The organism is Soonwooa sp., from assembly GCF_030151385.1.
GTDB lineage: Bacteria > Bacteroidota > Bacteroidia > Flavobacteriales > Weeksellaceae > Soonwooa.
Genome location: NZ_JASLDS010000062.1, coordinates 1 through 14,992, shown reverse-complemented (window position 1 = coordinate 14,992; position 14,992 = coordinate 1). Strand labels below are relative to the sequence as shown.

General features: G+C 35.6%; 8 protein-coding genes. All 8 read right to left on the bottom strand.

Annotated features, from left to right (window positions below; genetic code table 11):
• Nucleotides 1–2: 2 nt before the first annotated feature.
• Nucleotides 3–1,919: a putative porin gene (locus tag Q1V95_RS12185; protein WP_300674337.1), complete on the bottom strand. Its 1,917-nt coding sequence runs from the start codon at nucleotides 1,917–1,919 to the stop codon at nucleotides 3–5.
• Between the two features lie 40 nt (nucleotides 1,920–1,959).
• The gene (locus Q1V95_RS12180; protein WP_300674333.1) at nucleotides 1,960–2,637 is read right to left on the bottom strand and encodes a hypothetical protein; all 678 of its coding nucleotides are present in this window, start codon (nucleotides 2,635–2,637) and stop codon (nucleotides 1,960–1,962) included.
• A gap of 84 nt (nucleotides 2,638–2,721) precedes the next feature.
• Nucleotides 2,722–4,125: a RagB/SusD family nutrient uptake outer membrane protein gene (locus Q1V95_RS12175; RefSeq protein WP_300674332.1), complete on the bottom strand. Its 1,404-nt coding sequence runs from the start codon at nucleotides 4,123–4,125 to the stop codon at nucleotides 2,722–2,724.
• 10 nt (nucleotides 4,126–4,135) lie between these two features.
• Nucleotides 4,136–7,009, bottom strand: a complete 2,874-nt coding sequence (locus tag Q1V95_RS12170; protein ID WP_300674330.1) for a SusC/RagA family TonB-linked outer membrane protein — start codon at nucleotides 7,007–7,009, stop codon at nucleotides 4,136–4,138.
• A 138-nt stretch (nucleotides 7,010–7,147) separates the two neighbouring features.
• Nucleotides 7,148–8,476 carry a T9SS type A sorting domain-containing protein gene (locus tag Q1V95_RS12165; protein ID WP_300674327.1) on the bottom strand — a complete coding sequence of 443 codons (1,329 nt, stop codon included), beginning with the start codon at nucleotides 8,474–8,476 and terminating at the stop codon, nucleotides 7,148–7,150.
• Between the two features lie 120 nt (nucleotides 8,477–8,596).
• On the bottom strand, nucleotides 8,597–10,009 hold the full coding sequence (locus tag Q1V95_RS12160) for a RagB/SusD family nutrient uptake outer membrane protein (protein ID WP_300674324.1): 1,413 nt from the start codon (nucleotides 10,007–10,009) through the stop codon (nucleotides 8,597–8,599).
• Between the two features lie 53 nt (nucleotides 10,010–10,062).
• Entirely contained in the window at nucleotides 10,063–12,864 is a 2,802-nt protein-coding gene (locus Q1V95_RS12155; RefSeq protein ID WP_300674428.1) for a SusC/RagA family TonB-linked outer membrane protein, read from the bottom strand.
• 279 nt (nucleotides 12,865–13,143) lie between these two features.
• Nucleotides 13,144–14,992: translation initiation factor IF-2 (infB, locus tag Q1V95_RS12150; RefSeq protein WP_300674322.1), on the bottom strand; the 1,849-nt coding region annotated here is incomplete at its 5' end.

Sequence of the window (14,992 nt, the reverse complement as noted above, 5' to 3'; positions counted from 1 at the left end):
AATTAGCTAAATAAGTACCAAACGATTCCTAAGTTAAGACGAAAATCATAAATCGGAAAATATGGCGCTGTATAAGATTTGTTCTGTAAAAATGTCGTGTTAAAATGTTGCGCTTCGATGTAGAAGAACATACGCTTAACTCTTAGATTAAAATAAGCATCTGCGATTGGTTGTCCTCCGATGGAGTACGCTTTGTCATTCGGCAACATATATTCGTTAAGAATCGGCGAGTAATCGCGAGAAGCAAATTTGGTGAAGTAATACACTTTGACACCCGCTTGGATTTCTGCTGCATCTTTGAAAGCTTTGCTTTGATAGAACAAGTTAGCGCGACCAATAAAACTCGGCATTGGATAATATTCTTTTCCTGAAATTGCATTTTGGAAATGCGCGCGACCATTAAGATTAAACTTACCATATCGCAAAGTCGCTTCACCACCTACTTGCGTAATATTGAGCGCGTCGCTGGCTTGCAAAGATTGTCCTTGATTATTGAAATAAGCATAATTATCCACGCGAACCAAATTAACATATACATTGGAGTCAAACCACTTTAAGCGAAGTTTTGCACCAAGCTCTGTCACACTTTGATTTTTGGGATCGCTCAAATAATAATTGTAGCTCGCATAATTGGAAGTATTAAGAATATTGTTGAAACTAGGCGTCGCACTTTGGAAGTTAAAATGTGCATCAACGAAATAATCTTTAATAGGTTCGAACTGAACTAAATTTGTCGTTTTAAGAAAGGTTCCGAACGTATTACCATTAGAAAATTCCAAATAGGATTGGAGTTGAAAACGATCCCAAAGTTTGATTTGTAAATTTCCTAAAGCACCGAATCTATTTTCCTTTAAAGTTCCAGGAATGCCCAAAGAATCTGATGGATAAAGATTACCAAAAGTTATATGTTGATGACGAACACCTGCATCCAACTTAAAATTCTCTTTGTCCCAGACCAAACTAAAGGTATTACTAAGATTGTCTGAATACTTTTTTGAGTTTAAACTTAAATTCTTAATGACATTATTTCCGAAAAAGGCTTGTGCACTAGATTGATTAAAATAATATTTATTGCCCTGATGCGAAAGTGTGTGACGCAACTTGAAAGGGTATTTCTCTGGATCTAAAGGTGCAAACTCTTGGCTAAAATAGTAACGACGATAATACAAACGAGAGGTTACACCGTCCAAATTCGTCTCTAGATTTTGTCGATTTTTGAAACGAGAATCGCCACTTAAGAAGATACTCAAGTCTGCAATACCTCCATTCTCCTCATTACTAACATTCTGATGAAGATAATGTGCAAAAGCTTCGTATTTTTTATTTCTCGATAAATAATGTGCAGAAAAAATAGTATTGTTACTCGCTGCCAAACTATTTCTATAAAGTCCTTGCGAGCGAAGTCCCATATATTCGATGGCAAAATTAAAAGTCTTACCAATATTCTGCGTATAGGTGGATTGCAGCGCCGCACCATTCTTCATCGCGTTATGATAAATAAAAGTCGCAGTCGGTGTTTTGACATCGTAATACTTGATATCATCTGCTCCAAGAATAAAAAAAGATTTGTTGGTGGGCAAAACGGAAAGGTTCTGCTCTTTGTTGGTTTCGAAAATTAAAGGTTGAAATCCTGATCCAATATTTGCAAACTGAATTTTTCCAAAATTGTCACGGTTATTAAACTGCGTGAATCCGTAAGAACGGGAAATAGAAAAACTTGTATCAAAAACCTTTTTCTGAGAAAATTGCGTTTGATACAAGTAATCATTAATAGTTGGTTTAAAGATTTCGAGAGAATCTTTCTTCCCCGAAACGACAACCAAAGTATCTTCACTTTTGCGTGTGTCCTCTTTGCTAGTAACTATCTGTGCCGACAAACACTGAACACCGAAAAGTAATATTAAAAGAATGTATTTCATTCGTAAGATTTGAAATACAAAAATAAAGGTTTTTTATGAATTAGTTTTGATTAATAAACTCAACTAATTTTATTAAATCCTCCTCTTTAGATAGATTGATTTTATTAGACTTTGCGAAGTCCATCACTTTCTCTTTGTTGTCGATAGAAAGTGTGGCAAAATCCTTTATGTTCTTGGGAATTCTATAGTATCTATCATTAGCAGCGATAATATAAACATCCTTCTCTTTTGCGTAATAATCGTTAGCGTCTTTTCCGTAAGCATTCGGACTTTTTTCTCCTTTTAATAACTCTACTTTTTCGCGTTTATATAGTTTTGCTTTTTCGCCATTTTGAAGAAGTAACAAATATCCAAATTTACTTTTGTCATCAATACGATAATTAAGACAAACATAAGTTTTCTTAAGATCTGGGAAATTAACTGTTAAACCTTCCTCCTTATTAGCATAGTAGGTTTCATTATTTTGAGCAAATTCCATTTCGTCCTCATAAGCATTATATCTTAGAGGCTGCACATCTTTACTATATGTTGGAATAATTGCTTTAGAGAAATCTTTACTCGAAGTATATGGAGAGCCATCAATCACATAATCTTTTGATGATGGTCTATTAGCTCTTGTAAAAAAATGACCTGTTGAAAACGAAACATTATCATTACCTGCCTGTCCAAATGCAAACTGAGATGCAATCATCACAATTGCAAAAAATATCTTTTTCATAAAAATAATTTGATATACAAATATAATCGAAAAAAAATAGCCACCTCAATTGAGATGGCTATAATATTTAATATTTCAAAAAAATTATTTTGAATTATCGTAACCTGGATTCGGTTGAACTGGAGAATTAGCAATATCCGTTTCAGTTCTTGGAATTGGGAATGCTGCATGGTTAGGATTTTGTCCAATTGCTGCACCTGCAGGTCTTGGAACTGGATCCCCCCATCTTCTAAGATCCCATTGACGAACACCTTCGCCAAGAAGTTCTTTCATTCTTTCCTTCTTAAGAGTTGGCATATCAACAGAAGTAACAGCTGTTAGACCTCTGTTTGTGATCACTTGGTTGTAATATGTAAGTGCCTTTGATGCATCTCCACCATTCAATTCAGCTTCAACAGCATTCAACAAAATTTCCTCATAACGAAGCATTTTGATGTTATCAGCACCTTGTGGTTGTGTATATTTACCAACACTTGCAGCTGCAGTTGTACCAAATGATAAATATCTTTGACCTCCGTTAGTTGTAATTAAAGTTTTTCTTGTATCTCCAGATGCGTAAGAATCCATTGTAGTAGCATTTACGACAATATTACCATATCCATAAGGATTAAGTCTATGTCTGTAAGAAGCAGTTGACAATGGTGCATTAAGACCAACAGCTAATTCGAAAACAGAGTTAGGAGCTGCACCGTTCATTACAAATCTAAAAGATGTTTGTAAAGTATTAGATGCTGCAACTGTATATTTTCCAATTAAAGAATTTGATAAAGATCTTACTTTAGCGTAATCACCTTTGTAAAGGTAATATCTTGACATCATCCCTTTAAGAGCATTAGTTGACAATTCTGTAACACCTGTTTGTCCACCATCCATTAATTCAAGAGCTTTTGCGAAATCCGATTCGATTTGCGCTTCTGTTTGAGCAATTGTTGCTCTTGGTTGTAAAGCTTTAGGATCATACTTAAGAGGTAAAACTACACCTAGACCTGTTCCGTCCGGGATATACTTTTGTCCATAAAGTCTTAATGCATCAAAAAATGCAATTGCTCTAAGTCCATAAGCCTGCCCTTGGTAGAACAATGCGTCTTCTCTATCATTATCAGATCCAGATAAAGTTTTAACATCTGTATTAATTACGATATTAGCTTTAGCAACTAATTCATAAATTTTGTTGTACGTATTAACTGCATAAGCGTCATTTGATAACATTGTGTAGTTAAACACGTTTGTATAATATCCACCTGCTAGGTTACTGATCATTTCATCTGATCTAACCTCTCCATAAGCTAAGAAATCTGCACCATAATAATATGGACTACGCATAGCCGCATAACCACCCATTACGAAAGCTTGTACCTCGTTAACAGTTTTAAGAGGCCCTTGCTCAACTTGTTGGTAAAATTCTCTCTCTACAAAGTCATCAGAACAAGAAACCGCTCCAAGACCTACTACAAGAGACAAAATACCTATTTTTATTGTTTTATTCATTTTTTAAATTTTAGAAACTTAGGTTAACACCAAATAAGAAAGATTTTAATACTGGTAAACTTAGGTTAGTATAACCTGATACGTTTACTTCTGGGTCAAATTTCAATCTATCATCAAATCTGTGAGTCCATGCATTGTTAGCCATTACATAAACTTGAACAGAATTTAATCCTGATCCATTTAAGAATTCATTATTGAAAGTATATGCAAATCTTGCATTAGACAATCTGATGAAATCTGAATCGTATAAAAATCTTGTTGATGCAGAGTTTGATCTCTTATTACCTCCAGCAATTGGTTTTGGATTAGAAGCTCCAGTATTAGTAGGCGTCCAATAATCTCCGATTACATCTCCATAACCAGGATAGTTCAAACTATATTGTCCATCACTGAATGAATAGTTCGCCCAATCATCATAAATTTTACCACCAAATCCATAAGTAAATTGTAGATCTAATGAGAAGCCTTTGTAAGCGATACTTGTGTTAGCCCCACCAAATACATTACTTAGGAAAGAACCTTGTACTGCTTGTTGAGCTTTGTTATAGTCATTAGTAGTAGCACCATCAACACCATTAATGTACCAAAGTGGATCACCATTTGCAGCATCTACACCAGCCCATTTTCTTAGGTAGAATGTACGTACACCCTCACCAACTCTTAATGTTGTAGTTCCTGTGTTTACAGTTCCTCCATACAATTCAGTGATTTCATTTTTAAGTGTAGAAAGGTTAGCTCCTAAAGACCAGTTAAATTGATCTCTTCCTCCACGGAAAATATCTGCATTAACAGAGAATTCAAAACCTTTATTAACCAATGTTCCAACATTATCAACCATATAACCTGGCTTAAGCGTTCCATTATCATTAAGGATACCTCCTTGAGATGGAGACAATGGTAGATTATAGATTAGGTCATTTGTTTTCTTGTTATAGTATTCAGCAGAAATTTTGATTCTGTCTTTTAACAATCCAATATCTAAACCAACGTTGAAAGGATTAACTGTTTCCCATGTTAGGTTTGGATTCAAAATATTATAATACTGAGCAGCAGCATTATCATCATAATTGAGATCGTAAGCATAAAGTGCATAAGGGTTAGCCAATACTTGGTTACCTAATTTACCATAAGATGCTCTGAACTTAAACATTGAGAAAGCGTCCATGTTTTTAACAACATCGAATCTCGCTAAATCAACTCCTAAACCAGCCGACCAGAAGTTTCCTGCTTTTTTACCTGGTAAGAATTGAGATAGAATATCTCTTCTATAAGAGGCATCAATTAATACTAATTTATCATAGTCATAATGTCCTGTTACTGCATATCCATTTCTAGAAGTCACAGTTCTTGTACCATCATAACCGTAAGGAACTACAAAATTATGTAAAGTTTCTAGTGTTGGCGTACCAACAGTGATACCTGTTGCAGATAAGAACCTTCTGTCAGATTTGTAAGCCTCTTGAATCAATGAAGCGCCAACATTGTGCATTCCAAATTTCTTAGAGAAATCTAAAATATTTTGAACATTGTAGTTAAAATATCTATTTACAGATTCTCTCTTATAACCACCGTAGTTATAACCATCACCATGAAGTGGATTCCAATAAGTATTTTCCTCTACATTAACATATTCTGGAGAGAATACAAATCGATATGTTAAGAATGGTAACACTTTGTATTCTAAGCTAAGATTAGCAAAAGCTCTAAGTGCACCAGCCTCATTATAGTTATGCTCAAGCAAGTAACCAGGGTTAAACTGATTGTTACTCAACCTCATAGTGGATGGACTCCAATACCAAGTTCCATCAGGATTACGAGCTGGATCCGTTGGTCTATTGAAATACTGTGCTAGGATCGGGTTAGCAAAACCACCACCATCTGGCAAAGTTCTCGTCTTAGAGTGTGAAATCTGGAAATCAGAACTAATTTTCAGTTTATCCGTTGCTTGATATGTCAACTTAGTAGTATAAGAAAGTCTTTTAAAGAATGAGTTCTTAATGATACTGTTTTGATCAAACATATTAGCAGATGCATAATAAGTAAACTTATCAGTACCTCCACTCATACTAAAGTCAGCATTCGACTGGAAACCATTCTTTCTAACAATATCTTCCCAATCTGTGCTATATGGCGACTTTAAAATATTAACCAAGTTAGTGTTTGTAGATGCGGGTGTAATAATACCATTAAACGCACCACCAATAATCTGATCAATTGAAAAATCCTTACTGTAAGCATTATTGTAAGCGTCTCTCAAATACTCTTTGTATTCTTGCCCCGTCATACCTCTATGGCTACTTACCGCTTGTTGGTTGAATCCAGTATTAAATCCAACATTAAATCTTGGCTTACCTCTTTTACCAGACTTAGTCGTAATAACAATTACCCCCGCACCAGCATCAGCACCATATACCGCAGTTGACACGGCATCTTTCAACACAGTAATAGATTCTACGTCATCAGGGTTAAGGTTAGCTAAAATGTTAGCTGTAGTATTCGAAGTTGTTAAATCTCCATTAGCGACTCTCACACCATCCACGATGTAGATTGGTGATGTAACACCATTAATAGAAGACACACCTCTTACACGTACATTCGCCATACCTCCAGGCTGTCCAGAAGAACTACCTGCTTGTACCCCAGTCACACGTCCTTGTAACATTTTGTCAATCGAAGCAACAGGAACATCTTCAATAGCCTTTGATGTCATAACACTCGCCGACCCAGTTAATTCCTGAACAGTCTTCTTCTGACCAAAACCAACAATAACAACCTCTTCAATCTCTTTTGTAGAAGCTGTATCTTTAGCTTTTTTTTGTGCAAAAACTGCTTGGCCTGTAAAAAACAGTACCCCAACAGTTAACACTTTTAATTTTACATTCATATTAACACTATTTAATATTTACTCGGCGCAAATATGTTAATTTTTTTTAACATAGGCAAATATTTAACAATGCAATACCTAAAAGAAAAAACCACCTAACTATTTGTTAGGTGGTTTGAGAATATCTTAAAAGACTAATTATTTCTTAATCATTTTAGTATTTTCGTAGCTACCATCTTTGTATTGAACTTGAATGATGTATGTTCCTTTTGATAAGTTAGAAACATTGAATGTAGCAGCATTTTCTCTCTTAACAGCTTTACCAGCCATATCGATTACTGTTGCTGTAGCAATTTCTTTAGTAGACTTTAATTCTACTTTATCAGCAACTGGGTTGTTTGCGATCGTCAATTTAGCTTTAGAAGCATTAACATCAGAAACAGCTAAGAATTGACCTCTAAATTTGTAAATTGCACTTACAGGAGTACCACTAATAGTAGCTTGACTCATACCTCCCATATACCCAACTGTTGGGCTAATGAACTGAATAGTTCCTCCGTAAGGTGCTTCACCTGCTGGAAATTCCATATCAACCCACGTCTGACCACCATCAAGAGAATAAGAAGCTCCTTCTTGTCCTGAACTTACATATGTACTTGTACCTGGTACTGCTGCAATATTCTCTCCATAGAAATTACCATCAGGAAATAATTCTGTCCAATTTGCACCACTATCAGAAGTCTTCCAAAGACCAACTACACCATTATCGTTTGTCTGAATTAATCCATTAGTTGCATCTTTGAATGCTAGGTTAGCAAAACTATTTTCTACTGTTACTCCTCCAAAATCTGTTGCTGGAGTTTGAAAAGCTTTCCAAGTTGCTCCCTTATTTGCAGAATATAAAACACGACCAGTATCAGTCCCTAACCAAATGTTATCACCTTGTAAGAATCTAATATGTGTATATCCAAAATCGCCAGCGGATGCAGGGGCAGTTCCTACCTTCACCCAGTTAGTACCTCCATTTGTAGTTTTATACATTTCGAATACACCATTAACAGGGTCACCTACAGCAATACCTTCATTTGCGTCCCAAAAATAAACAATGTTAGCAAAAGATTGACCACTTGTATTAAAAGAAGCTGTTGTCTGTTTAGTCCAGCTTGTACCACCATTGGTAGTCTTCCATACACCATTCTGAGATGCTGATCCTGAAGACACTAACCATGCCGTGCTTGCATCTACTGCAGAAAAATCTCCAACAGTCCCCGTCCCAATTCCTGCAATTTGCGTATTAGTCCATGTTGTACCACCATCAGTTGTCTTAGTCACATAATTCTTTGAATCTGTTGCCGAAGTTAAAGCATGATCTACAAACAACACTGTATTAGCATTAACAACTGACATTGCGTACGGATAATGCAAACCAGGAGCTTGTGTTTGCATTCCGATCCATCCCGGATTAGATTGTGCAAAAGATGCACTAGCAATAGCAAGAGCTCCTAAAGAAAATAATAATTTTTTCATAATATTTAAAATTTATAATTTGTTCTAAAATCAAATGTATTGATTATTTTTTAATAATTATTTTAAAGAAAAGTTAAATTTTGGGAATTATCAAAATTACTAATTCCCAAAATCTTATAATTAGTATCCTGGATATTGTTTCATATTAGGATTAACATTCATTTCACGAAGAGGCATAGGGATTACAAATAACTTACTATCAGGTTCAACACTACAAACAGTACCATAGCAATTTGTTGCATTAGAAAACCCAAGATTATTTCTTTTTAAGTCGAAGTATCGTTGACCTTCACCAAAAAACTCTTTTCGTCTTTCTGTTAATACATTTTCTAAACTTGCTGTACTATAGGCAGCCGCACCTCTTGATGTTGCAAAACTGTTTAGAACAACTAAAGCTTCTGTATTTCTTCCTAATTTAACCAATGCTTCCATTTTATTTAGATAAGCTTCAGACATTCTTAAAACTTTGATATTCTGTGTAAAATTCCCTTTCGATGTCTTAACAATATACTTCTTAGTCCAAACACCTTTTGGGTTAGTACCTCCTTCACTTGGAGCACCTGAAGTTTGGAATAATTTACTTCTAATATCAGTTGCAGCGAATGATTTATAGAAACTGTCTCTGAATAAAAATCGACGCTTTCCTCCATTACTTGCGTAGAAAACAGCTAGCGCCTCGTTAACTCCAGGGTTCTCACTTGGCATCGCATTCATATTAATTTCCCATACCGTTTCTGGTTGGTTTTCACTGATACCGACATCTGGATTGGTGAAGTAATCAACATAATTGCCTTTATCCACAAAATCAAAAGTACTTGTTCCTGCTGAGTTAATAACCTCATTAGAATATTGCAGAGATTTTTCATAATCTCCAGCCTTTCCTCTTGTTAAATATACTCTAGACAGTAGTAATCTCGCAGCTGTTGGACTAAGATACCCCTTATCTTTTGGCACCTCATTAGTCATAAGGCTAATTCCAGTGGTTAAATCTTTAATTATCTGATCATAGACCTCAGAAATAGAAACTCTAGGTAGCTTCGCATCCGGATTATATGCTCCTAAATTAAGTGGAACACCTAACTCTGGATTAAGATTTGATGTCGGATTTGCTGAATAGAAGCTAACTGCATAATAATAGCCTAGGCCTCTTGCAATCATCGCTTCACCTTTATAATTATGAACATTATCACTGTCTGCAACTGAAGTATTATTGATAACTGTGTTTGCTAAGGTAATTCCATTATAAAGGACAGCTAACATATTAAAGTCTCCTGAATCAGCTGACCAATTCAAAAACCCAACATTTCTATACGCTGCATCATTATTAGTGCTAGAAATAAAAACGTTATCAGAAATTAAATCACCATATGCCAAAATATTAGCTCCAAATCCACTAACACCTGAGTACTGATCATAAACCCCATTAAGCACTTGTCTCATATCCTGCTCATCAGAAATTGCATTCTCTATTGGAAATTGATCCAAGGGTTTTTCATTAAGGCGCTCCTCAGAACATGAGACCACCAGAAACATCGCTACAGAAGCGCTTATTATAAATTTACTAATTTTCATTGTACTTTAATTTTTTAGAAATCAACTGAAATTCCGAATGACATACTTCTCATTAATGGTGATGTATAATCATACAAGCCTTTACCAACCCATCCACTGCCTCCAGCATTAGAGTTAGATTCTGGATCAAATGTTAGGTTTTTATCAAATGTGTAAAGCCATAAATTAACACCCCTTACATAAACAGTAAGATTATCAATTCCAACAGCTTCTTTAAACATTTTTCCAAAACTATAACTTAATCTTGCTTCTTTTAGTCTAATGTGATCTCCATCTCTCATCCATCTTGAAGATGGTCCTGACGCATTTGCAGGGTTATTAAGAAGCTGTTTAGGATTAGTTGCATTAGGATTATCAGGAGTCCAACTATCATATAATGCATCAGTCGTTTGGTTGTTAACAGCAGAACCATCACTCAACACATAACCTTGCCATCTATTATGAACAGAATACTCAAATTGACCTGTAAAGAATGCACTCAAAGCCCAATTTTTATATCTAAACTCAGATTTGATACCACCAGTATATTTAGGGAATGGTGACTTACCTTGCCATACTCTCTTAGCTTCTAGGCGATTAGTGGTTGTTGCTGTTCTTGTATCATCAGTATAGAATAACCCAGCACCTGTTGCTTTGTCAACCCCAGCCCATGCATATGTATAATATTCAGCAAGCAAATGCCCTTGTGCAACAGCACGCATATTATTACCTGTACCTCCATCTAATCCAATATAAGAAGGTTGTATTAGGTCCTCAACAGTATTGCGATTGTACGCAAAATTAGCATCGATAATCCATTTAAATTCTTTGTTAAACGGTTTAAATGTCATTGTTGCCTCAACTCCTTTATTTAATATTGTTCCAATATTCTTGAAATACGATCCTGGTCCACCAGAAGTAGCAGCAGTAACTAATGAATAAATAGCATCAGTCGTTTTACGTTGATAGACATCAACGGAACCACTAATGTTATTATTTAAAAAACCAAAATCCAATCCTATATTATATTGTTTTGAAACTTCCCACTTTAACAAATCATTTCCTGGAGTTGCAATAGTTGTAGCTGCATCATTCGCATATAATCCTGTAGGCGAAACTAATGCATAAGCATTGTACTGAGGCCCCCATTGATCGGCATATGGTATATTTCCTAATTCACCATAGTTAGCTCTTAGAGTTAAATCATTAATTGACTCAGGTATAAATGATTCTTTTGCAATGCTCCATGAACCTGCTACAGACCAGAAATTTCCGAACTTCGTATTACCCAAAGTAGAGTTACCATCTCTTCTAATCTGTCCTGCCAAATTGTACTTTCCATTATAAGTATAATTTAACCTAGAGTAATAAGAAATCTGTGTCCACTTTAAGCGATCTTCCCAAGGTTGTAAGTAATTGGTTGCAAAAGCGATGTATGGAATCGGCTTTGATAGATGATCTACCTGCGTCCCAAAAGCATAGTACTTATGCTCTTGATACTCCGTTCCTAAGTATACTTGAAAATCATGTACGTCATTAAAAATCTTTCTATAGCTAAGAGAAGTATTCCAGTTCCAATCAAAAGTACTAGTTCTACTTTCTAAAATATATCCTCCGTAACTTAGTCCATCTCCAATCCTAGGATCCCAATATTTCTTCTCATCCAAAGCTTGATATTGAACCCCATATAAAGAATTCAAATATAAACCTTTAGCCACTTGCCATTCTGCACTTAATGAGGAAACAAATGTCTTAATTGATCCCGTCATAAAATCCATATTCTGAATAGCAACTGGATTAAAGTTAGCATTCTCATTTCCTCTACCAAGATTTTCCTGATTATAATTACCAAATTTATCGTATACAGGATAGATTGGCGCAATATACCAGTTTGTCAACCAAGGGTTTCTATAAGCCCCTCCATCATCATAAGTATTTCTTTCAACATTCGTAAAATTTCCTATATAGTTGATATTCAACTTATCCGTAATTCTATGATCAATTGCAGTACTAATACTTATACGATTAAATTTAGAGTTAAGAACCAACGGCTCGTTTTCATAATAAGACCCGCCAATTCTAAATGAAGTATTTTCTCCCCCTCCTGTTGCGGAAAAGTTATATGTATTTACAGTTGAGTTATTTCGTTGAACAGCTTTTTGCCAGTTTTCATTTGTATGTCCATCATAATCTTGATTAAATGAAAACTTTGAAATACCATCTTGCAAATCCGTAGCTAAACCAGAATTAACATACATCATACCTCCCCATTGTAGAAACTCAGAAGCATTCATGTATTTTTGCTTATCATAAGCAATGTTTTGGACTGACAAATCACTGGAAAAGTTAAAACGAGTCTTTTGATTAAACTTACCTCTTTTGGTTGTAATTACAATCACACCATTTGCACCCCTAGCACCATATAATGCTGTAGCGGAAGCATCTTTAAGAACTGCAACTTTTTCAATTGTATTTGGATCAATACTTGCCAATGGATTCCATGATTCCATAACCTGAGAACTGTCTGACCCCTTACCAACAATAACTCCATCAATCACATAAAGAGGATTTGGCGTCCCAATTAAAGACCCAACCCCTCTAATAGTAATCATGTTAGAAGCCCCTGGATCTCCACCACTTGTTGAAAATGTAAGTCCAGCAACACGACCATTCAATACTTCATCAACAGAAGCTACAGGTGTTGATTCAAAATTAGACTTAGATACCACACTATAGGATCCTAACTTAACAGCGGGATCTAGCTTAACCCCTCCAACCAAAACAACTTCTTGAATTTTTGTTTCAGTAGTGTCTGATTTCTTCTTTTGTGCTAGCATTGAGGCTCCCATAAAGAAAATAGCCCCAGCGCTTAAAACTCGTAGTTTCACGTTCATATTAACACTAATTTGATATTATAGTTTACAAATATGTTAATTTTTTCCTAATACACCAAATTAAATTTTAAAATTCCTTAAAACTTTAACATTTAGGTACAAAAATAATAGTTTATAAGTTAAAGTTTTGACACATTTTTCTTAAAGCTAAGCATAGTTTTACAAAAATAAAAAAAGCCACTGAGAATTCTCAGTGGCTTTTTATTTATAGCATAATATTGACTATTTCAGTTTTTTCTTAACTGCTACTTCTTCGTAAACTTCTAAGATGTCACCAACTTCAATATCATTGTAACCTTTTAAGTTAAGACCACACTCGTAGCCTTTAGTTACTTCTTTAACATCGTCTTTGAAACGTTTCAAGCTTTCTAGCTCTCCATCAAACTTAACGATACCATCACGAAGCAATCTAATTTTCGAGTTTCTAGTTACCTTACCAGTTAATACCATACAACCTGCAATAGTACCAACTTTAGAAATTTTGAACACCTCACGGATTTCTACATTACCAATAACTTGTTCTTTAATTTCTGGCGAAAGCATACCTTCCATCGCTTCTTTAACCTCATCAATCGCAGCATAGATAATCGAATAAGTTCTGATTTCAACCTCTTCTTTATCCGCAATATCTTTAGCATTAACACTTGCTCTAACGTTGAATCCAATAACAATAGCATCAGATGCCGCTGCCAATAGAATATCACTTTCCGTGATCTGTCCAACACCAGAGTGTAAGATATTAATTTGAATCTCTTCTGTCGATAATTGTTGCAACTGATCTGATAGCGCTTCTACCGAACCATCCACGTCACCTTTAAGGATAATGTTAAGCTCTTTGAAGTCTCCAAGTGCAATACGTCTACCGATTTCATCCAAAGTAAGATGCTTCTTAGTACGCAATGTTTGCTCTCTTTGTAACTGCTCTCTCTTGGTTGCAATCGTTTTCGCTTCTTTTTCGTCTTCGTAAACTCTGAATTTATCACCTGCTGTTGGCGCACCATCCAGACCTAAAATCGTTACTGGAATTGATGGACCAGCCGCTTGCATAGGCTTACCTCTTTCATCTAGCATCGCTTTGATCTTACCATGGTTTTTACCTGCAAGAATATAGTCACCTACCTTAAGCGTACCATTCTGAACCAAGATTGTAGAAACATAACCTCTACCTTTATCTAGAGCTGCTTCGATAACAACACCATTAGCTGCACGATTAGGATTTGCTTTTAACTCAAGCATTTCTGCCTGTAATAATACTTTCTCCAACAATGCGTCTACGTTGTTACCAAACTTCGCTGAAATCTCTTGAGACTGGATGTTACCACCCCATTCTTCTACCAAGATATTCATACCTGATAATTGTTGACGAATGTTGTCTGGATTAGCATTTGGTTTATCAACTTTGTTAAGCGCAATAATCATTGGCACACCAGCCGCTTGCGCGTGAGCAATAGCTTCTTTTGTTTGTGGCATCACATCATCATCCGCTGCAATTACAATAATTACAATATCGGTAACCTGTGCACCACGCGCTCTCATCGCTGTAAAGGCCTCGTGACCTGGTGTATCTAAGAATGTAATACGTTGTCCACCTTCTAGCTTAACATTGTAAGCACCGATGTGCTGCGTAATACCTCCAGATTCTCCAGCAATAACGTTTGCTTTACGGATGTAATCCAATAATGAAGTTTTACCGTGGTCAACGTGTCCCATTACTGTTACAATTGGTGCTCTTGGGATAAGATCTTCTTCTGCATCAGGCGTTTCCTCTTCCAAGTTTTCTTCCAAGTCAGCATCCGAGAATTCAATTTTATAACCGAACTCGTCAGCAACCAATGTTAATGTATCAGCTTCAAGACGTTGGTTCATCGTAACCATAACACCTAATGAGAAACAAGCAGAGATAACCTCAGTTGGGCTAACATTCATTAAACTTGCTAACTCATTAACAGTAATAAATTCTGTTACTTTAAGTGTTGTATCTTGAGCATCACGTTCTTGTTGAAGTTCGTCTTGCTCTCTTCTCCAGTTACGTTTATCTTTTCTGTGTTTAGCGCCTTTATTTTTACCGCCT

What these genes read in the sequence shown, in the direction of transcription:
- Q1V95_RS12180 (WP_300674333.1), bottom strand. Translation starts at nt 2,637, where the DNA reads ATGAAAAAGATATTTTTTGCAATTGTGATGATTGCATCTCAGTTTGCA.
- Q1V95_RS12165 (WP_300674327.1), bottom strand. Translation starts at nt 8,476, where the DNA reads ATGAAAAAATTATTATTTTCTTTAGGAGCTCTTGCTATTGCTAGTGCA.
- Q1V95_RS12170 (WP_300674330.1), bottom strand. Translation starts at nt 7,009, where the DNA reads ATGAATGTAAAATTAAAAGTGTTAACTGTTGGGGTACTGTTTTTTACA.
- Q1V95_RS12160 (WP_300674324.1), bottom strand. Translation starts at nt 10,009, where the DNA reads ATGTTTCTGGTGGTCTCATGTTCTGAGGAGCGCCTTAATGAAAAACCC.
- Q1V95_RS12175 (WP_300674332.1), bottom strand. Translation starts at nt 4,125, where the DNA reads ATGAATAAAACAATAAAAATAGGTATTTTGTCTCTTGTAGTAGGTCTT.
- Q1V95_RS12155 (WP_300674428.1), bottom strand. Translation starts at nt 12,864, where the DNA reads ATGCTAGCACAAAAGAAGAAATCAGACACTACTGAAACAAAAATTCAA.
- Q1V95_RS12185 (WP_300674337.1), bottom strand. Translation starts at nt 1,919, where the DNA reads ATGAAATACATTCTTTTAATATTACTTTTCGGTGTTCAGTGTTTGTCG.